Annotated in this window: 16 protein-coding genes and 1 pseudogene; 8 read left to right on the top strand and 9 right to left on the bottom strand. The window is 69.2% G+C overall.

The genetic code is table 11. The annotated features are described in order from the left end of the window. Positions 1-56 precede the first annotated feature (56 nt). The 4 genes from mtnC to WMF45_RS08660 all read right to left on the bottom strand — a co-directional run bounded on the left by mtnC (position 57) and on the right by WMF45_RS08660 (position 3,112). Positions 57-755, bottom strand: coding sequence for an acireductone synthase (gene mtnC / locus WMF45_RS08675; protein ID WP_437716471.1), 699 nt, complete (start codon positions 753-755; stop codon positions 57-59). Between the two features lie 2 nt (positions 756-757). Further along, positions 758-1,300, bottom strand: coding sequence for a 1,2-dihydroxy-3-keto-5-methylthiopentene dioxygenase (locus tag WMF45_RS08670; protein WP_437716470.1), 543 nt, complete (start codon positions 1,298-1,300; stop codon positions 758-760). After that, positions 1,297-1,935 carry a methylthioribulose 1-phosphate dehydratase gene (locus tag WMF45_RS08665; RefSeq protein WP_437716469.1) on the bottom strand — a complete coding sequence of 213 codons (639 nt, stop codon included), beginning with the start codon at positions 1,933-1,935 and terminating at the stop codon, positions 1,297-1,299. The genes WMF45_RS08670 and WMF45_RS08665 overlap by 4 nt, the downstream gene beginning before the upstream one ends. A 100-nt stretch (positions 1,936-2,035) precedes the next feature. Then, complete coding sequence (locus tag WMF45_RS08660; RefSeq protein ID WP_437716468.1) at positions 2,036-3,112, bottom strand: glycosyltransferase family 2 protein; 1,077 nt, start codon at positions 3,110-3,112, stop codon at positions 2,036-2,038. Positions 3,113-3,502: 390 nt separating this feature from the next. On the opposite strand from WMF45_RS08660, the gene WMF45_RS08655 reads away from it, so the two are divergent. Further along, the gene (locus WMF45_RS08655; protein WP_437716467.1) at positions 3,503-5,131 is read left to right on the top strand and encodes an N-acyl-D-amino-acid deacylase family protein; all 1,629 of its coding nucleotides are present in this window, start codon (positions 3,503-3,505) and stop codon (positions 5,129-5,131) included. A 99-nt stretch (positions 5,132-5,230) separates the two neighbouring features. On the opposite strand, the gene WMF45_RS08650 is transcribed toward WMF45_RS08655, so the two are convergent. Beyond that, complete coding sequence (locus WMF45_RS08650) at positions 5,231-7,984, bottom strand: PKD domain-containing protein (protein WP_437716466.1); 2,754 nt, start codon at positions 7,982-7,984, stop codon at positions 5,231-5,233. A gap of 793 nt (positions 7,985-8,777) precedes the next feature. On the opposite strand from WMF45_RS08650, the gene WMF45_RS08645 reads away from it, so the two are divergent. The 3 genes from WMF45_RS08645 to WMF45_RS08635 are packed head-to-tail and all read left to right on the top strand — an operon-like array spanning position 8,778 to position 12,572. Beyond that, positions 8,778-9,518, top strand: coding sequence for an antibiotic biosynthesis monooxygenase (locus tag WMF45_RS08645; protein ID WP_437716465.1), 741 nt, complete (start codon positions 8,778-8,780; stop codon positions 9,516-9,518). A 35-nt stretch (positions 9,519-9,553) separates the two neighbouring features. Continuing rightward, positions 9,554-11,470 (top strand): hypothetical protein, encoded by a 1,917-nt coding sequence (locus tag WMF45_RS08640; RefSeq protein WP_437716464.1) that lies wholly within the window; start codon positions 9,554-9,556, stop codon positions 11,468-11,470. A gap of 4 nt (positions 11,471-11,474) precedes the next feature. Continuing rightward, entirely contained in the window at positions 11,475-12,572 is a 1,098-nt protein-coding gene (locus WMF45_RS08635; RefSeq protein ID WP_437716463.1) for a ferritin-like domain-containing protein, read from the top strand. A 74-nt stretch (positions 12,573-12,646) separates the two neighbouring features. On the opposite strand, the gene WMF45_RS08630 is transcribed toward WMF45_RS08635, so the two are convergent. Together WMF45_RS08630 and WMF45_RS08625 are read right to left on the bottom strand one after the other, a co-directional pair. Continuing rightward, on the bottom strand, positions 12,647-13,009 hold the full coding sequence (locus WMF45_RS08630; RefSeq protein ID WP_437716462.1) for an FAD-dependent monooxygenase: 363 nt from the start codon (positions 13,007-13,009) through the stop codon (positions 12,647-12,649). A gap of 357 nt (positions 13,010-13,366) precedes the next feature. Beyond that, entirely contained in the window at positions 13,367-14,323 is a 957-nt protein-coding gene (locus WMF45_RS08625; protein ID WP_437716461.1) for a LysR family transcriptional regulator, read from the bottom strand. An 84-nt stretch (positions 14,324-14,407) separates the two neighbouring features. Here WMF45_RS08625 and WMF45_RS08620 point away from each other — a divergent pair, with 84 nt between their 5' ends. Continuing rightward, positions 14,408-15,619: an FAD-dependent monooxygenase gene (locus WMF45_RS08620; protein ID WP_437719512.1), complete on the top strand. Its 1,212-nt coding sequence runs from the start codon at positions 14,408-14,410 to the stop codon at positions 15,617-15,619. A gap of 83 nt (positions 15,620-15,702) precedes the next feature. Here WMF45_RS08620 and WMF45_RS08615 read toward each other — a convergent pair whose 3' ends face one another. Together WMF45_RS08615 and WMF45_RS08610 are read right to left on the bottom strand one after the other, a co-directional pair. After that, the gene (locus WMF45_RS08615) at positions 15,703-15,981 is read right to left on the bottom strand and encodes a hypothetical protein (RefSeq protein WP_437716460.1); all 279 of its coding nucleotides are present in this window, start codon (positions 15,979-15,981) and stop codon (positions 15,703-15,705) included. A 184-nt stretch (positions 15,982-16,165) separates the two neighbouring features. Next, positions 16,166-16,528: a hypothetical protein gene (locus WMF45_RS08610; RefSeq protein WP_437716459.1), complete on the bottom strand. Its 363-nt coding sequence runs from the start codon at positions 16,526-16,528 to the stop codon at positions 16,166-16,168. 528 nt (positions 16,529-17,056) lie between these two features. On the opposite strand from WMF45_RS08610, the gene WMF45_RS08605 reads away from it, so the two are divergent. From WMF45_RS08605 to WMF45_RS08595, 3 genes and pseudogenes are all read left to right on the top strand, one after another. After that, entirely contained in the window at positions 17,057-17,395 is a 339-nt protein-coding gene (locus WMF45_RS08605) for a cupin domain-containing protein (protein ID WP_437716458.1), read from the top strand. A gap of 69 nt (positions 17,396-17,464) precedes the next feature. Further along, positions 17,465-18,032 (top strand): annotated as a pseudogene (locus WMF45_RS08600) (dihydroxy-acid dehydratase domain-containing protein); the annotation flags it as partial. Then, complete coding sequence (locus WMF45_RS08595; RefSeq protein WP_437719511.1) at positions 18,008-18,424, top strand: NAD(P)-dependent oxidoreductase; 417 nt, start codon at positions 18,008-18,010, stop codon at positions 18,422-18,424. The pseudogene WMF45_RS08600 and the gene WMF45_RS08595, both read left to right, overlap by 25 nt. Positions 18,425-19,143: the final 719 nt, after the last annotated feature.

Raw genomic sequence — 19,143 nt, 5'->3', positions numbered from 1 at the left:
AAGGATGTCAGCGCGGTCACTCGCGCGCCAAGCGGAACGAGCCGCCGCCGGGCGAGCTACGGCGCGATGTCGTCGAAGCGCTCCGCGACGGCGTGGCGGCTCTCCGCGTCCCGCGCCGTCCCCGGCCTGAGCAGCTGCGCCGTGCGCATGCCGGCGGCCGCCGCGGCGTCGAGCTCGGCCACGATGTCGGACAGGAACAGCACCTCTCCCGGCCGCAGCCCGAGCGCCTCCGCGATCCGCTGGTAAGCGCCCGCCTCCCGCTTCGGCCCGGTCGTCGTGTCGAAGAACGCCGTGAACAGGCCGGTGAGATCACCGGCCGTCGTGTGCCGGAAGAGGAGCTGCTGCGCCTCGACGGACCCGGAGCTGAACACGGCGAGCGTCACCCCGAGGTCTCGCCACCTCCGCAGCGCCGGCTCCACGTCCGCGTAGATGTGGCTCCGGAGCCCCCCCGACTCGTAGGCGCTGCGCCAGATCTTGCCCTGGAGCGCCTTCAGCGTCGTCTCCTTGCGATCCTGGTCGATCCACGCGAGCAGCGCCGCCGCGAGCTCGCCGTCGCTCACCGCCTGCTCGCCCTCGCCCCGCTCGCGCGCGACCGCGCGCCGTGCGGCCTCGACCTCCGGGCTCCCGCCGTGCGCCGCGACGTACGCGGCCAGATCCCGGCGCGCCACGGAGAACAGCGTGTCGTGCACGAAGCGCACGTCGGTCGTCGTGCCCTCGATGTCGACGAGCACCGCGCGGGCAGGGAGCGGCGCCACGCTCACGCCTCGAGCCGCGGGAAGCGCGACGCGATGTCCGACCCGGTGTGCTCGGCGACCCACCCCTTCGGGTCCGAGAACCACCGGATGCAGGTGAACGAGGGCTCAGGCCCCATGTCGAACCAGTGCCGCGTCCCGGCCGGTACGCTGATGAGATCGCCCTTCTCGACGAGGAACGAGAGCACGCGCTCGCCGTGATGGATGCAGAACAGCCCTCGCCCCTCGACGAAGAAGCGCGCCTCGTCCTCGGTGTGGATGTGCTCGTCCAGGAACTTCCGCCTGAGCTCGGCGTGGTTGGGGGTGCCCGGCGACACCGACACGACATCCGCCGTCACGAACCCGCACGCCTCGGAGAGCTGCTTCACCGGCCCCGCGTACGCCTCGAGCACCCGCTCCTGCGCCGTCCCCGGCGGCAGCGGGCGCTCGGCGGACCAGCGCTCGAAGCGGATCTTCGCCTCGGCGGCGACGCGGGTGATGTCCTCGAGCGTCGTGTATTCGTCGGCCCTCGTCGGGTCGCTCTCCCGGTAAACCCGCAATCGGCTCATGATAACCCTCCTTCCAGCAGCGCGCAGTCCAGCATGAACTCGATCGCCTCGATGTGGCGGATGGTGCTCGCGATGTCCGAGCCCCACGTGTACAGGCCGTGACCTGCGATGAGGTAACCGTACACGGGCGGATGCGCCGACATGAACGCATCGACGTCCTCCGCCAGCTTCCGGATGTCCTGCGTGTTGACGAAGACCGGGAGCAGCACCGTGGCGGAGTGCGTCGTCATCCCGGAGAGCGCCTTCGCCACCTCGTAGCCCGAGAGGGTCACGTACCCCTCCTGCGCGCACCGGCGCGACAGCACCGTCGCCGCCCGCGAGTGGGTGTGCGCGACGGCGCCGATCTCGCTGGAGTGCCGGTAAAGCTGGCAGTGCAGCGCCGTCTCGGCCGACGGGCGGGCCGGCGAGGGCCCGGTCAGGCGGCCGTCCGCATTGACGACGACGATGTCCGACACGCCGAGCGCGCCCTTGGGCCGCCCGGACGCCGTGATCGCGAGGGTGCCGTCGCCGAGGCGGGCGGAGAAATTGCCGCTCGTGGCCGGCGTCCAGCCGCGCTCATGGCAAAAGCGGGACAGCTCGATGAGGTCGGCCGCGACCGAGGAGAACGATGCAAACGACGTCCCGCGTACGCTCACGGCGCAAACATACCAAAGCGAACGCGGGCGATCAACGCGCCGCGCCGACGTTCGAGGCGCGTCCGGGCCGCTGAACCCGGGGATCAAGCGCTGCTCGCGCTCACGGCGCCGGAAGGCGCTCGGCCTCACGCCGGCCAGCGCCGTCCCGCGCGCCGCGGAGCAGGCCGGCCCAGAACCCGAGCCCGTGCGCGGCGTGCACCGCGGGGAAGATGGCGCAGAGCAAGGGGAAATCGCGCGGCGAGGCGCGCCGCGCGAGCCGGAGCGACTCCGCGATCACGAGCGCGGCATAGGCGAGCGAGGCGAGCGCCAGCGCCGGGAGGACCGCCGGCGCGAGCGCCGACGCGAGCGCGAGCAGCGCGAAGGCCGTCACCATGAAGAACGGCAGCGCCGGCCGGAGCGACAGGAACCTGCGGCGGCACAGCAGCGTGCGCGCGCGCCCCTTGCCATACGCGAAGTACTGCCGGAAGAGCGCGGCGAACGACGACCGCGGGTAGTAATAGGCGACGATCTCCCGGGACAGGTAGACAGCGCCGCCAGCCTCGATGATGCGCTGGTTCAGCTCGGCGTCCTCGTTGGTGATGGCGGCCGGGTCGTAGAGGCCGGCGATCTCGAACGCCTCGCGCCGGAAAGCCCCGTTGAACACCGACTCGACGAACCCCTCGCGCGACGGGTCCCTGTACGCCGAGCCGCCCACGCCGAGGGGGCTCGAGAGCGCGACGCAGAGCGCCCGCTGAAAGCCGTTCCGGTGGCGCGGCCGCGCCGCGCCGCCCGCGTTGAGGGCGCCGGTCCTCCGGAGCGCCGCGACCGACGCAGCCACGTAGTCGCCGGCGTAGTCGGCGTGGGCGTCCATCCGGACGATCACCTCACCTCGCGCCCGGCGAATGCCGATGTTCATCGCGGCGGCCTGGATCCGGTCGGGGTTGTCGAGGAGCGTCACCCGTGGATCCTCCGCCGCGACGCGGCCGGCGAGCTCCCGTGTCCTGTCGGTCGAGCCGCCGTCGACAACGAAGATCTCGAGGAGCTCTGGAGGATAACGCTGCTCGAGGGCGCAGCGGAGGACGTCCTCGATGTAGCGCTCCTCGTTGTAACAGGGAATGACGATGCTGCACCGCGGCCGCTCGGCGAGCGGGCGCAGAGAGAGACGCCCGCCTCGAGGCGCGCTCGCTGTTCGACCCATGGACTCCCCCCGTCGCTCGCGGGTCGAGTCGACCCGCAGCAGGACTGCGACAGCCGCGGATACAATCGCGGGGCCAGGCGATCTCGCGGGGTCGCCCGGAGCGAACTGCACTGCGCGACGCGGCCTGGACCGGGCCGGGGCAGGCCGCTGGGCTCGGGCTGCACACCGGCGGGCTCATGCGAGGGGCGCGCGGGGCGAACAGACGGCCTCGTGCTGGCAGGGCAGCGGCTCGAAGGGCGCGGCCGCCGGGGCGCGAGCGCCACGGAGCCCGGATCTGGGGGCGCGCGGCCCGCGCGGAGCCCATGCTCCGCTCCACGGCGATGCCCCGGTCCGGTGGGCTTCCCACGGTTCGGCGTGGTCCACGAACGAGCTTGTCGAGGAGGTGTGCAGATGGACTTCGATCTCGTCATCTCGCGGGGAACGATCCTCGATGGCAGCGGCCAGCCTCGCTACGTGGCGGACCTGGGGATCCAGAAGGGCAAGGTCGCCGCGATCGCCGGGCCGGGCGCGCTCGCGGGAGGGCGGGCGCTCGACGCCGGCGGGCTCGCCGTCGCGCCCGGCTTCATCGACATCCACTCGCACGTCGACTGGCTGCTCGCGCTGCCCGACCACGAGGACGTCCTCGCGCCGATGGTCGCCCAGGGCATCACGACCGTTGTCGCGGGCAACTGCGGTCATTCCCCTGCCCCGGTCACCGAGGCGTCGATCCCGCTGGTGGAGCACTCCGCGGAGATCCTGAAGGACGGAGCGCTCGCCTACCGGTGGCGCTCGATGGGCGAGCTGCTGGCGGCCCTCGAGGCCGGCGGGCTGCTCGTCAATGCGGCGCTCCTGGTCGGCCACGGCACGCTCCGCCAGGCGGTCATGGGCAACAGGGCCGCTCCCCCGGGCCAGGAGCAGCTGGACGCGCTCTGCGCGCTCGCGCGTGCGTCGCTCCGCGAGGGCGCGTTCGGGCTCTCCGCCGGGCTGGCCTACACGCCCGGGGTCTTCGCGGGAAGGCACGAGCTCCTGACGCTGCTCCGGGCGGTGGCCGGCGAAGGGGGCGTGTTCACGGTCCACGGCCGGGCCTACACGTGGATATCGCCGTTCTACAGGCCGCTGCTCCTCGGCCCGCCGCACAACCTCCGCTCCGTCCGCGAGCTGCTCGGCCTGGCCGAGGAGAGCGGCGCGAAGATCCAGCTCTCGCACCAGATCTTCATCGGCCGGCGGACGTGGCCCACGGTGCCCTGGGTGCTCCGCGCGATCGAGCGGGCCGTGGACAGGGGGGTCGACGCCGCCTTCGACGCGTTCCCCTACACGGTCGGCAACACCACGGTGAACGCCCTCTTCCCCGCCTGGGTGCTCGACGACTTCCGCGCCCGCATCGGCGACCCGGCCGTCCTCCGCCGGCTCCGGCGGGAGTTCGCGATGTTCCGGCGGCTCCTCGGGCTCTCGTATGCCGACATCCGGCTGCTCTGGGGCGGAGCGCCGGAGCTCGCGGCGCTGGAGGGGCTCGATTTCGAGGCGATCGCGGGGCGCCTCGGCGGGAGCGAGTTCGACGCCTACGTGCACGTCGCCCGCGTGAGCGACGGCAAGGCGCGCGTCCTCCTGAACACGTACTCGGGCGTCGATGCGCACGACGAGCCGCTCCGGGCCGTGCTCTCGCACCCGCTCTGCGCGTTCGAGACCGACGCGATCCTCACCCGGCGCGGCCAGCACAACCCGGCGTCATTTGGCACGTTCCCCCGGGTGCTCGGCCACTACAGCCGCGACGCCGGCCTGTTCCGGCTCGAGGAGGCCGTGCGCCGGATGACCTCGCTGCCCGCCGAGCGGATCGGGCTCCGCGACGTGGGGCGCATCCTGCCCGGGCACTGGGCGGATCTCGTCGTGTTCGATCCGGCCACGGTGGCGGACAACACGACGCCGCGGCGGGCCGACGCGCCGCCGACGGGGATCCGCGCCGTCCTGATCACCGGCGAGGTGGTGGCGCAGGACGGCGCGCTGACGAGCAAGACCCGGCAGGGGCGCCTGCTGCGCAGGTAGGCGGGGCGGCCAACCCCTTCGTTGACGCTCAGGTCGAGAGCGCGGAGCGGTTCTACGAAGAGCGCGCCGCGAGCCGAGGCGCGTGCGGCGCGGCGGCGTTCAACGCGGACCGCATCGCACGCGGATCTTCGCAGTTGCCGCGCTCGTCCCGCCGCGCCCATCGGAGACGCGCAGCGTCACCAGCCGAGCCCCAGGCTTCGAATATGTCCACGTGGGCGAAACTCCCGTGGCATCGCCGAACACACCGTCGCCGTCCAGATCCCAGCTGTACGTGAGCGCGTCGCGGTCGGCATCGAAGGATCGCCCCGCCGAAAATCTGACGGTCAACGGAGCAACACCCGAGGTCGGGCTGGCGTCGAGGGCCGCGACAGGCGGTGTATTCGCCGGTGCCTCGGAGACGGCTACGGTCGCGTTCGCAATGGCGACCCCGACCCTTCCGTCCGTGACCCGAACGCTCGCGACGTGGGTGCCGGCGACCGAATACGTCCGGGAGGCTGTGATGCCCGTCGCGTCGTCGAATTGGCCGTCGCCGTCGAGATCCCACGCGTAGCTCAGGGGATCGGAGTCCGGATCGCTCGAGCCCGCCGCCGAGAACGAGACGGTGAGCGGGACCTGCCCCGAACTCGGCGTCGCCGTCGCGACCGCGACGGGCCGACCATCGAACGTCGCGGCGAGGGTGCCCGCAGCGGAGGCCGTGATCGTGTGTAACCGCGCGCCGCGGTCGGACCACGACTCGAAGTCGTACGTCGCTCCGCCGAAGGATTGCGGCGTCGGCGCGGCGATCGACGTCATGGAGTCCTCGATGAACGTTCGCGTGAAGGGCGCGTTCTTCTGCGCGCTGCCGACGACGAGGGCCAACCCCGGAGGTTGGGTGTCGAAGAAGAGATCGATCGTGCGCGGGTAAAGCGACAGCGTCTCCGAATCGCTCAGGCCGAACGCATCGCTCACCGTGAGGGTGAGGTCGAGGTGCGACGGATAATCATGATCGGGCGTCACGAAGCTCCCCGAGGGGACACCGACGAACTCCTGGAGCCGATGCGTGTGGCAGTCGGTCGGCTGGTCCGGCGAGCAGTGACGGAGGTCGAGCACCCACCGCATCGACGACGCCGGGAACGGGTCTTGTTGGGGATCCGTCCCCTGCCCGGAGAAGTTGATGGTGTCACCCACGCCCCACGTCGTCCCCACGGCCGGCGTGATGATCGTCGCCGACGGCGCGTCGTTGGCGACCGCGATCGTGACCGAATTCGTCGCCGTGCCGCCGCGGCCATCCGACACGCCGAGCGTGGCGACGTATGTGCCCGGCGTGCTGTACGTGAACGATGCCATCGACATGAACGCATCGTCCAGCTGACCATCCCCGTCGAGATCCCAGCTATACGAGAGTGTATCGCCATCGGGGTCGAAAGAGCTGCGCCCGTCGAAGGTGACGGTGAGCGGCGCGCTCCCCCGCGTCGGCGTGGCTTGCGCAACGGCAGTCGGCGGAGCGTTGCCGGCGCCAGCGAAGACGATGCGTCGGATGGCGCCGCCGAGGTAGTCGACGGTGAAGATGTCGCCACCGGGGCCGCGCACGAGGGCGACGGCTGGTTCGTCCTTCGCGAAGAGGGAGATATTCGAAGGCGACGGAAGGCCATCGGTACCCGGGAGCATCACCCAGACGCATGCGCGGGCAAGGTCGGCGAAGAACAGCCCACCCTGATAGCTGACCGGGTAGTTCCCTCCCGCGTAGAACGCGAGCCCGGTGATGGCGGAAGTTGACCCGGGAGTCTCCGGGCAGCTCTCGAGCACGACGCCGTGCTGATACGTGAAGTGCGGAGGCGTCACCGCGCCCGTGGTGCTGTAGAGGTTCTCGCAGATCGGCAGGTCCGCGCTGTCGTAGCCCGGGTTCCGATCCGCGCCCTCGTAGCACGGCCAGCCGAAGTTCCGGATCGGGGACGCCGTGGGATCGGGGACGCGATTGATCTCCTCCCAGGTAGCCCAGCCGACGTCGCCGATCCAGAGCTCAGACGTGCCAGGCCTCGTCGTGACTCGGAACGGATTGCGCAGCCCATAGGCCACGATCCGATCGTCACGCGCGTCGCCTCCGAGGAGCGGATTCCCCGGGAGCGGCTCGCCGCTGAGCGGATCGATCCGTAGGATGGCGCCGTCGAACGTCACCGGGTCGGAGGCGGACGTGGTCTGCAGATCCTGGCTTCGGAGCGCCCCACCCTCGAGAGGGGGATCATTGCAGGGATTGAGGGGCGTCTGGCTCGTCGGATCTCCGCCGGCTTGTCCATAGTCCGCAAAGGTGAAGCTCGCTCCATCGCCCGCGCTGACGTAGAGCGCGCCGTCCGCGCCGAATTCGAGTGAGCCGATCGAATGCGAGGGGAACTGTTGGCACCAATTTCCGCGGAGGAGATCCCTCGTCTCTAGCACCGTGTCATCCGTGCCGACCGTGATCCGGACGAGCGCCCCGTTTGCCATGCACCCGTCGCTCGTCGCGCCGGGCGGATCGGGACACGTGTCTCCGTAGGGAACGATGTCGGTCGCGTAGAGCAGGTAGAGATAGGGCTGGGTCGGAAAGCTCGGGTGCAGCGCCATCCCGAGGAGGCCGCGATCCCAGTAGTCGTAGACCTGGGTGGACAGATCGATGAGCAGCGTCGGGCTCGTATCCGTGAGCGAATCGAAGACCTTGACCCTGCCGCTCTTCTCGGAAACGAAAACGCGCCCGTCGGGAGAGAACCGCACCATCGTGGGCAATTCGAGTCCCGAGAGCACGGTCTGGAACGAGAATCCGTCCGGCACCGACGTCGCCTTCAACTGGACCGACTGGACCGAGTCGGAGCGCGCGCTGCCGTCCGCGCAGGCCGCGAGCACGGTCGCCAGCAGAATCGGAACATGGGCACAAACCGCAAGAGGACGTATGGAGTTGGGAATCATGGACTCTCTGATGCCAATGCGGCTCGCGCCGCTCGCCGCGTGCACGCGAGCCTCGTATCGACGGAATCGACCGTCGGCCCGATAACACCGCCTTTCGGGTGAAGCGGCCGCGAGCGCGCGCGAAGGCGTGCGTGGAGGACTTGCGTCCAATTTGGAAACGCTTCAGAGGCCAGGACTTACGGATGCCCCGAGCGGTCGGAGGCGCTCGCCTGTCGGGGGGGGAGCGGAGGCGGTCGGGCCAGAGCCTTGCAGCACGTGCATCAGGAATCGACCCAGAAACTCCTCTGCGGAGAGCGTCACGGTCTTGTCTCCGCGGGTCCGGAAGCACACCGCCGAGCTCCTGCACCTCGTCAGCATCGCGCTCGCTCGCGACCCCGAGCGCCGCCGCCAGGTCCATGGCTCCCAGCGTCTCGTGGAGGCCTACGCGGGGCGCGAGGGCGGCGTCTTCATCGCGATCGCGGTCATCGTCGCGGCCGACCGCGGCAGGGACAGGAGCTGCCGCGAAGCGGCTTGGTCCAACCAGGGTCGGGTCGCTCGACAAGGCGTGGGAGCGGAGCTGCGCCCTGGGAAAGGCGGATGGCGACGGGTGCGGGCAGCGGGCGGCGCAAAAGCGGCTTGACAGCACGGATGGCTTTTGATTTTCCTGTTCCCCGCACGGATGGGCAGCTCAGTTGGAGATGACCCGGCCGAGAGGGGCAGCGTGGCGGGAATGATCGGGGAACCAGAGATTTTGAGCCTCACGTCGACGTGGTTTCTCCGGCCGGGGCAGGAGTCGGCCGCGATGGACGCGCTCATGGCGCTCGCGACGGAGGTGCGGGAGAGCGAGCCCGACACGCTCGCCTACCTCGTGCACGCGCCGTTTCTCGGCGATGACCGGCTGCAGGCCCTCCCGCCGGGCCCGCCGAACCGCGTCGTGTTTTTTGAGATCTATCGCAGCGCCGACGCCTTCCTGCGCCACGTTCACGGGCCTGCGTTCACGCGCTTCCTCGAGCAGCACGGCGACCTCTTCGTCGCCGCGAACGGCAAGCCGTTCACCTTTGTCGAGTTCCTCGCGCGGCAGGCCGGGTTCATCCGGCCGGAGGCGTTCGCGCCCGCGAACGCGACGTCGCAGGCGAACCAGCACCCGTCGGTGATGTTCGAGATCATCGGGCGCGATCAGGCGAAGCTAAAGGCGTTCTACAAGACCGTCTTTGGTTGGACCTATACCATCGGCACCGGCGAGTTCGCCTATGTGAAGTTCCCGGTGGAGCGGCGCGAGGCGCTCGGAGGGATCGGTCAGAGCGCGAACACGCCGGGCTTCGAGCCCGGCCACAATTTCTATCTGCTCGTCGACGACCTCGAAGGCACCATCGAGCGCGCGGTGGAGGCGGGCGGCACGAGGCTGATGCAGCCTACGTCGATCGACGGCTATCAGTTCGCGATGATCAAAGACCCTGAGGCCAATCCGATCGGCCTCATCAAACCGTTCTGAGCCAGCCTCTCATTCGTCTGCGAGGTGGAGAGACCATGAGCTATCTGAACCAGCCCCGGCTGACATTCTCCGGACGATTCCAGGCGGATCCGTCCACTGTCAACAATGACCCAAGGCACTTCGACAACGCGACGTTCACGTCGCGGTTTCAGGAGTTCAGCTCCCAGCAATCGTTGAACGGCTGGTGGAACCCCACAGGCACGGGCATCTTCCGCTTCGCCGGCTGCACGATCCAGCAGGCGATCGGCAAAGGCGGCGTCGATCCAGCGGACGGCGCGGTCGGCTTTGTGGTCGGAAACTCGCCGGATCGCCCGTCGGGCAAGCTGGTCGACATCGACCCGGACTGGCAGCTCGCCTCGCAGCTCTACGGGCTCTCGGTGTCGCTCCGCGATCCGCGCACCGGTGACCTCGTGCTCGTCGCCGATTTCGATCCCACGCCGTTCCGGGACCTCTGGTTCGTGCGCGGCGGTCAGAAGGGCGACTCGGGCGCATCGGCCATGTGGCAGTCGCAGCTCTCCAACCTGCGCTGGCGGCTCGCGGGCGTGACGAGCCCCGTGTTGCACGCGCTCGCCGAAGCGTCGAGCAACAGCGGCCGCCTCTCGATCCGGATCACGACCTTCGGCTACCAGACCCACGTCACGGCGGCAGACTTCACCTACGGCACCGTCGTCGGCGCGATCGGGCCGGTGCTGTCCGACGAGCCGGCGTCGTTCGTGTCGGGCCGGAGATTCATGCCCACGAGCGCGTTCCAGCCCGCAGCGCTGCCGCCGAACATGTGTGTCGCCGCCAATATGATGACCTGCTTCTCCGGCAAGGTCATCGACGGCGCGCTGGTGGTCGACGTCAGCAACGCGCTGCCCATCGGCAGCGACGGCAAGCTGGCCCCGCTCGGCGATCTGCGGTTCGCGCTGCTCCACGACCCGGACGCCAACGAGGGCGCGGTCCTCGCCGAAGATCAAGTCACCGTGCTCGGCGCGCTCGACGCGAGCGACGCATCGTTGACCGTGGCATCGGGCATCCAGACGCTGACGCTCCCCGCCGCGGCGCAGGACCTCATCACCAAGCGTCCGCTCGCGCTCGTGCAGTTCGGCGGCGGCGTGCCGGCCGGCCACGCGCTCGTCATGATGCGCGAGACCGCGCACGGTCGCGACGTGCGCTCCGACGCGCTCTCATTCCGCCTCGACCCGAACGCGTCGGAGCAGAACCACCGTGACGTGCCGCTGTGGGCGACGCGCTACGGCCTGCCGCTCGCGGACGCGCCGCTCGCCTTCCAGCAGCTCGCGCCTGTGCCCGACGACGGCGATGCGCCGCCCGACCCCGCCGTCGGCACCACGCCGACCGCGGCCATCCCGATCATGAACAGCCCGATGGGCGCGCTCGCGATCCATCCCCAGGTGGTCCGCACCGACGCAGCGGGGCGGGCGACGGTACGATTCCAGGGGCCGCCGACGTTTGGCCGTCCGCGCCGCTACATCGACGGCCAGCTCTATGCGGTCGCCTACAACTTTGCCGACGAGGGTCCGATCATCCAGCAGACCTTCGACCAGATTTCGGTGCTCCTCTTCAGCACCTTCAAGGCGTCGGAGAACCCGACCTGGGAGGAGGTCCAGCCGATCTGGAAGCAATACGCGAACCTCTACCCGATCATGAGCAAGGGCCTCTTCGACTTCTCGATCCAGGAGGTCGCCGACGCCAACGCGCACATCCTGCATTTCGTGCTCAACAAGCCGGTGACCGATCCCGACCACATGCCGGTGACGCGCGACCTCTCCGCCGGCAAGCGCGCCGCGCTCCTGCGCTACCTCGAGAGGGTGATGGACCGCGCCACCGTCCACGACCCGAAGCTCGTGGCGCGCTTCCAGGGGCGCTGCCCGTTCTCGGGGGTGGCGCCGTCGTCGCCTCCCAAGGAAGTCGAGAATCAGCCCATCTTCAACCGCGTGCGGAGCCGGTGAGACCATGCTCGTCGTCGAAAAGAACCTGATCACCCGGGCCCGCGAGGCCCAAGACGTCGCCGATGTGATCGCCACCCTCGAGGGCGCCATTCAGCTGGAGCTGTCGACGCTCCCGCCGTATTTGACGGGCGTCTTCTCGCTCCAGCCGGGCGTCAATGACGAGGCGCGGGCCCTCGTGCAATCCGTGGTGGTCGAGGAGATGCTGCACATGGCGCTCGCCGCCAACACCGCCGTCGCGCTCGGTGGCCATCCGCCCATTCGCAAGCTCGGTCTGGCGCTCAAGTACCCCGGACGCCTGCCGATGTCGATCGACCCCGAGCTGACCGTCACGCTCGGATCGTTCACGGCGGCGCAGCTCCAGGGCGTGTTCATGGCGATCGAGCGCCCCGACACGACCGCGGTCCTGCCCGGCGAGGACCCGCGGGTCGCGCAGCGGCTCGCCGACTCGAAGACGAAGGGATTCGGCTCGATCGGTGACTTCTACAACGCGATCATCGACGCGCTGAAGCGGCTGGTGAAGCGCGGGCAGGACCCGTTTGGCGACCCGCACCTCGAGCGCCAGCTCGACCTCTCGCGCTGGTTCCCGAAGAGCGTGCCAGGCGATTCGACGTGCCGGGTGAGCGACCTGGCGAGCGCTGAGGCGGCGCTCCGCACCATCATCCGCCAGGGCGAGGGCGCCGATGTCGGCATCGATCCGATCGACCCCTACGGCGGTGGCCACGAGATGTCCCATTACTTCAAGTTCGGCGAGATCGCGTTCGGGCACCGGCTGGTCCGCGACGCGTCCGCGCCGTCTGGATGGTCCTACACCGGCACGCCGGTGCCGTTCGACGCGAGCCAGGTCTACAACTTCCCCCAGAACGTTCGCTTGAGCGATTATTCGCCCACGTCGGCGGCGGGACTCACCGCCGGGGCTTTCTACGACGCCTACCTCCGCCTGCTCGGCGCGCTCGACGCCACGTGGAACGGCCGCCCGGAGATGTTCAACAGCGCGCTCGGCATCATGTTCGAGCTGAAGCTCCTTGCGCAGCAGGTGGTGCAGCACCTCGTCAATCCGCTGAACCCGAGCGGCCCCATCGCAGCACCGCCGTTCCAGCCCTGATCCTCTCTCGCCGGACACTGCCTCGACCACGGCCGCCCGAGGCGACAGCCTCGCGCGTGACGGGCGCATTGCGATCAGCCGGTGGACCGCTGAAGTCGTGCATCACAACCCAGCGAGGCCGAGGTCCGTTCATGACGACGCCCTCCGGCGTGCGGGTCGACCCGCGCGGCAGGCGCTCGGGGTGGTCGAGGTCGAGCACGGACCGGTCCCATGGCCGCGAAGTGGCGATCCTCCGCCTCGGCGAGCGCTGGGCCCATGCTCCGGCGCTGGAGCGCCTCCACGCCGAGCGGTCCGACTGCAGTCCCCTTCAGGGCGACGCTTGGCGCAGTGAGCCGCTCGAGCACCATCACACCGGCGCCGCCCAGCTTGAGCTCGATCGCGAGCAGGAGCCCGACCGGCCCGGCGCCTACAACCACGACATCGACTTGCTTGTCCATCGGCTATGAATCCATCGAGTACTACGTACAAACACCGATCAGCTATCGGGACACAGAAGGCGCTGAGAATATGTGAGTCTGCCCAGCTATCCGTCGATTGGTCAGCCGACGCCGCCGGACCAGGTCCATCGAGCTCGTCGCCTCTTGTGACTTCCCCCACAAAAAGTCTCACGGATCGGCTCTGCGCCGCAAGGCCCAGATGCTGTCCAGCGCCATAAAGCAGATCCGTCGGTCCGACCGGTGACTGCCTCTCGGCATGCTGCCACTGCCGCGGGCGATCGCAGCAGAGCCCGCGGGCGCTGGCGAGCGGCAAGGCTCCGGCGGCGAGTTGCGCTCGTGACCGCCCGGGAAAACGCCTCAGCGCTCGTTGCGCTTTCGCCCGGCGGCCCTGGGGGAGCGCGCGCGGTCTGCAGCGTGCTGCAGGAGCGGGCTCACCTCTCGCGCGGCCTCGATCAGCGCTCGCACCACGGGCGCGCCGTCGTCCTCCGCGCGCCATGTGACGACTTCGCTCAGATCGATGTGGAGATCTTCGACGGGCCGCCACAGCAACGAGGTCTGCGAAGCCAGCTCCCAGAACTTCTCTGAGACGAAGGTGACCGCGTCGCCGATCACGACCAGGGCCATGAGCGCCTCCAGGTCGAGCACCTCCGCCGTCACGTGCAGCGTCACGCCCTGTGCGCGCGCCGCCGTGATGATGTCCGCGTGGAGCCTCGGATAGAGCTGACGTGGCTGGAGCAGCACGCGCTCGCTCTCGAGGTCTCGAAGCCGGATCTTCTTGAGCCGTGCGAGCCGATGCTCAGGAGAGAGCAGCAGCCCCAGTCGATCGCGGGTCATCTCGAGGTGGCCGAGGGCGTCGTCTTCGGGCGCGTAGGCCCCATAGCCGAAGGCGATCGTCCCCTGCCGCAGCGCCGTCCACTGCTCCAGGCTGCTCATGGGGACGAGCTGGAGGCCGACGCGGGGCGTTCGCCGACGAAACGCCGCGACGAGGGACAAGAACAAGCCCATGAAGGTCGTGCCCGTCTCGAAGCCGATGACCACGGTTCCGAGCCTGCCTTCGGCGATTCCCTTGGCTTCGTCGACGGCCGCGTCAACGCTCGCGAGGATGCTCCTGGCTCTCTCCGCGAAGGACTTCCCGGCGGCCGTGAGCTTGATCCCGCGTCCCTCGGGCGCGAAGAGCTCAACGCCCATCTCCTCCTCGAGGTCCTTCATCTGCCGACTCAATGGAGACTGCGAGACGTGGAGCCTGGTGGCGGCTCGGCGGAAGCTCTGCTCCTCGGCGATCGTGACGAAGTAGCGCAGGTGTCGGAGCTCCATGGTCTCGACCGTTACCCTACAGGCATCATAGCCGTGCGATCAATGTCTTGGACGGCTCGGTTCGAGAAACCTACCGTGCTTGCCATGAACTCGATGATCCCGACGCGCCCCGCCTCCCGGGTGCTGGTCTCCGGCGCCAGCGTCTCCGGTCTCACCGTCGCCTATTGGCTCGCCCGCCACGGCTTCGCGGTCACGGTGGTCGAGCGCGCACCGCATCTACGCCCGGGCGGGCACGCGCTCGACGTTCGGGGGCCGGCCCTGGAGGTCGCGGAGCGGATGGGCATCCTCGCCACGCTTCGCGATCGAAGCACGAGGCTGACGGGCATCTCTGTGGTCGACTCGGCCGGTCAGGAGATCTTTCGGAGCACGGAGAGCACCTTGACGGGCGGCCGGCTCGACAGCCCCGACGTCGAGATCTTGCGCGACGACCTGTGTCATGTGCTTCACGAAGCGGTGGGCCCCCGGGTCGAGTACCTCTTCGCCGATTCCATCACGTCGCTGACCCAGGACGAGTCGGGCGTCGACGTCACGTTCGTCAAGGCTGCGCCTCGCCGCTTCGAGCTGGTGGTTGGCGCCGACGGATTGGGTTCGGGGGTGCGGCGGATCGCCTTCGGCCCCGATGAGCAGTTCATCCGCGCCTTCGGCGACCTGTACGTCGCGACGTTCGGCATGCCGAACTTCCTCGGTCTCGAGCGCTGGCAGATCATGTACCGGCAGCCGGACTCCGTCGGCGCGCTGGTCATGGGCCTGCGGAAGGATGTCCACGCGAGGACGTATCTCGGCTTCAACGCGCCGAAGGGGATCGACCACGACCTCCGCGACATCGACGCGCAGAAGCGATTGCTCGCCGACCGCGTCGCAGGCGCAGGCTGGGTCATTCCGCAGATCGTGGAGCACATGCTGCGCGCGACCGACTTCCATTTCTACTCACTGAGCCAGGTCCGCATGAGCAGCTGGGCACGCGGGCGGATCGTGCTGGTCGGCGATGCTGGCTACGCCGTCTCTCTGGGTACGGGGCAGGCCACCTCGGTCGCGATGGTCGGCGCTTACGTTCTGGCCAGTGAGCTCGCCATGCACGAGGATGATCGGGTGGGTGGCATCGCCGCGTACGAGGACGCCCTGCGCGCCTACGTGATCCGCAATCAGGACATCGCGCTGAACCAGAACGCAAAGCCTGACGAACCGACCGACGAGGGGCAGACTGCCCCCGACGGCAGCATCCCGGACTTCGGAGCGCTGACGCTGCCGTTCGATTTCAAGAGCTACCTGAGCCCGGGTTGGGTCCATGCCTCTTGAGGAAGGCGATCCGTCGTCAGGCTCTCCCCCAATCCCCGGGGACGCGACAGATCGCGACGGTTCGCCCCCGCGGAACAGTCCCATCAGGTCTCCGGACCGTCGTCTTGGCGCGGGCTCTCGACGGCCGCGACCAGGTACGCCGGGCGCTGCTCCGAGGCGAGGCGCGCGCTCGTGCTCCACTGCGGCGACGGTGTCCGGATGACCCCGTACAAGGGCGCCGAGGCTACAAGCCCGAACACGTAGGCATCTCTGTTGCTCGTGGGCCAGCAGGCGATCTCGCCGCTCGCGAGGGCGGCGCAGGCTTCCTCGTTGCCGGCAGTGACGTGAACGGCCTCCGGGATGTCGATCGCCTCCAGCGTCATCCTCGCTGAGAACCGCCAGCAGACGACCCTGCCGCCCTGCGCAGGTAGGCGGGGCGGCGGTGTCGTTCATTGACGCTCAGGGAGGGTGAGCCATGGCCTGGCTTGCGGTCCGAGCTTCGCGGCAGGAGCGAGCCGTGGCCTGGCCATCACGTGTTCGGCCGCCACGCGCGGCGCGGGTCGTCCATCACCACGGGGGCGTAAAGATGTAACCACGGTCGCAACTCTGCAGGCACTCGCCATAGTTGCTTTGACACCAGTTGAAGCATGGTCCGCGGTTCGGTTGATCGACGAATTCGCGGCAGGCACGGTTGCACTCGTAGAGATACTCGCCGCAGGCGCCGAGGCAGCTGGTGTAGCCGCCCGTAGAGCTGCCGATCGACAGCATCGCGGGCTCCGCAGTCTGCGTGTCGCCTTCGAGCTCCGGGGCGTCCTGCTCCTCGACGTCCGGCGGGGCATCGACCATACAGGCCGCAAAAGAGAAGGCGACGGCGCACGCGCCGAGCGCGGAGACGAGGGGACGAAGGATCGAATAACGACGATGGCTCATGATCTGGCCTCCTGGAAGATACGACCTTCCGGCATACGCCTGCGTTCGAAGCTGCGTCGCGCCGGTTGCTGTCGCCTCAAGCAGGGCGCGTGCCGGTCGCCATACCGCGCAATCGAAGCCTTCGCGCCAGGAAGGCTGGTCGATGCGGCGCCGATTGAGCTGTCATGGCGCGGGTTGAGCAGAACCGGCGCAACACGCGGGCTGGCTGCCACGTTGCAGGATCATGGGCCAGGGGGAGACGCCGTTCGAGCCCGGAGCCGTTGCCCGTGGTCCCGCCCGCGCCACTTCCTCCACCACCTCCTCCTGCCGCCGTGTTCCCGGCCTGCCCGGAACCGTCGACCTCGGAGGAACTTCCCCCTTCCCTATCGCCCGCGACGCCAGGATCGATGTGCCATGAGCGCGAAGCGCCGTAGGTCCGGGCCCCGCGGCGCATTCATGGCTCGGGCGCGCGACGAGCCCGTCATGATTCGACGGGATCATTCTCCGGTGCCTGGCGGCGCAGGTGAAGCTCTTTCACATGCGCGGCGCGTGCTCACTCACCGATCGTTCCCCGGCACGCGGCACCTCGGCGACGGCACGCCGCGTGCTCGCCCCGAGGTGATGATGCTCCTCGTCGACTACCCCCCCGGCGGCGCCGATCCGGTGCACCGTCACGACGCCCACGGCTTCATCTATGTCCTCGAGGGCTCGATCGTGATGGGCGTGAAAGGCGGCAAGGAGGTGACGCTCACCCCTGGTCAGACCTTCTACGAGGGGCCCAACGACATCCACACCGTCGGCCGGAACGCGAGCACCAAGAAGCCCGCGAAGTTCCTGGTCGTGCTCGTGAAGAACCGGGGCGTGGCCCCGTTGCTGCCCGTCCACTGATGCATCTCGTGGAGAGCCGGCAGCAAGCTGAGGAGCCAGGCGTGGTGGGACGACGCGACCAATCCGGAGATGACGGCGCTGTACCTCGAGCGCTACCTGAACTTCGGGCTGACCCGTGAAGAGCTCCAGTCCGGCCGCCCCGTCATCGGGATCGCCCAGACAGGGAGCGACCTCGTGCCGTGCAATCGCCATCATCTGAGCCTCGCCGTCCGGGTCAAGGAGGGCGTGCGTGACGCCGGCGGGATCCCGCTGGAATTCCCGGCGCACCCCCTCCAGGAGACAGGCAAGAGGCCCACCGCAGCCCTCGACCGGAACCTCGCGTACCTCGGCTTGGTGGAGGTGCTCCACGGATACCCGCTCGACGGCGTCGTCCTCACGACGGGCTGCGACAAGACAACGCCGTCCTGCCTGATGGCGGCGGCGACTGTCGATCTGCCCGCGATCGTGCTCTCGGGCGGGCCGATGTTGAACGGATACTACCGCGGGAGGCTCGCCGGCTCGGGGCTCGTGGTCTGGGAGGCACGCCGGCTCCTCGCGGCCGGCAGCATCGACTACACGGAGTTCATGGACATGGTCGCCGCGGCGGCGCCCAGCGTGGGACACTGCAACACGATGGGGACAGCCCTGTCGATGAGCCGGCCGATCCACCGGATGCGCGGCGCGACCCTGGGGCTGCTGTCGTTCGGCGCGATCGCCCGAAACGTCGCCGCGAGGATGGCGAGCTTCGGTGTGCGCGTCACGGCGCACGACCCCTTTCTCGACGCGGACGAGATCCGCGCCGCCGGCGCTGCCCCCGTGTCCTTCGACGAGCTCCTGGAGCGCTCCGACTACCTCGTCATCCAGGCGCCGCTGACCCAGGGGACCCATGGCCTCTTCGGGGAACGCGAGCTCCGGCGCATGAAGCCGACAGCGATCCTCGTCAACACCGCCCGTGGTCCGATCCTCGACGACGGCGCTCTGTACCGGGCACTCGCGGAGGGATGGATCGCGGGGGCCGGGCTCGACGACACCGCCGAGGAGCCGGCGTAGCGCCGGGACTGGAGGCCGACGAGCCCGCTCTTCTCGCTCGAGAACGTCGTCATCTCGCCTCACGCGGCCTACTATTCGGAAGAGTCGATCGAGTTCGTCCGACGATTCGCGGCGAGCGAGGTCGTTCGGGTCCTGTCCGGACAGGAGCCGATGTCGCCCGTGAACCTCATGGCCGCTTGAGCCCGCCGTCTCGCCGGCGCCGGCGGGTACGGGGGATGCATTGGGATGTACTGGAGGGACACCTCCATGCGACAACCAGCCCCGAACCAGGCCGAGGAGCCGTGGGTCGACGTGAGCGTGCCGATCCGTGACGGCATGGTGCACTGGCCGGGCAATCCCCCGGTCGAGATCGTCCAGACGGAGCACACAAGGGTTTCCGCTGCTGCAAGGCAACTCGCAAGGGTGTACGATGGAACCCATGAGCCTACACCGGGGAAACCTCGCCCTCGCCGCCATCCTCGCCTCTTGTTCCGCGACGCCTCCGGCACCCGCACCGCCGCCCCCGAGCGCTGCCGCGACCGAGGTCCCACCGCCGGCACCCACCGCGCCCGCGTCCGCGTCCGCGTCTGCGGCTGCGCCTGCGAAGCCGCCGCCCGACACCCGCGTTCGCGATGCGTGCGCGAAGCTTTGCGAACGTGTAAATACCTCGTGCGCGGAAGGGCGCGGAGAGGCATGCCTCGCGCAGTGTGCGAGCTACGAGGTCAAGTCGGCGGGTTGCG

The organism is Sorangium sp. So ce448 (assembly GCF_051520915.1).
Lineage (GTDB): Bacteria > Myxococcota_A > Polyangia > Polyangiales > Polyangiaceae > Sorangium > Sorangium cellulosum_B.
Note: the sequence above shows the minus strand (reverse complement) of the source record. Positions and strands in the feature narration are given on the sequence as shown.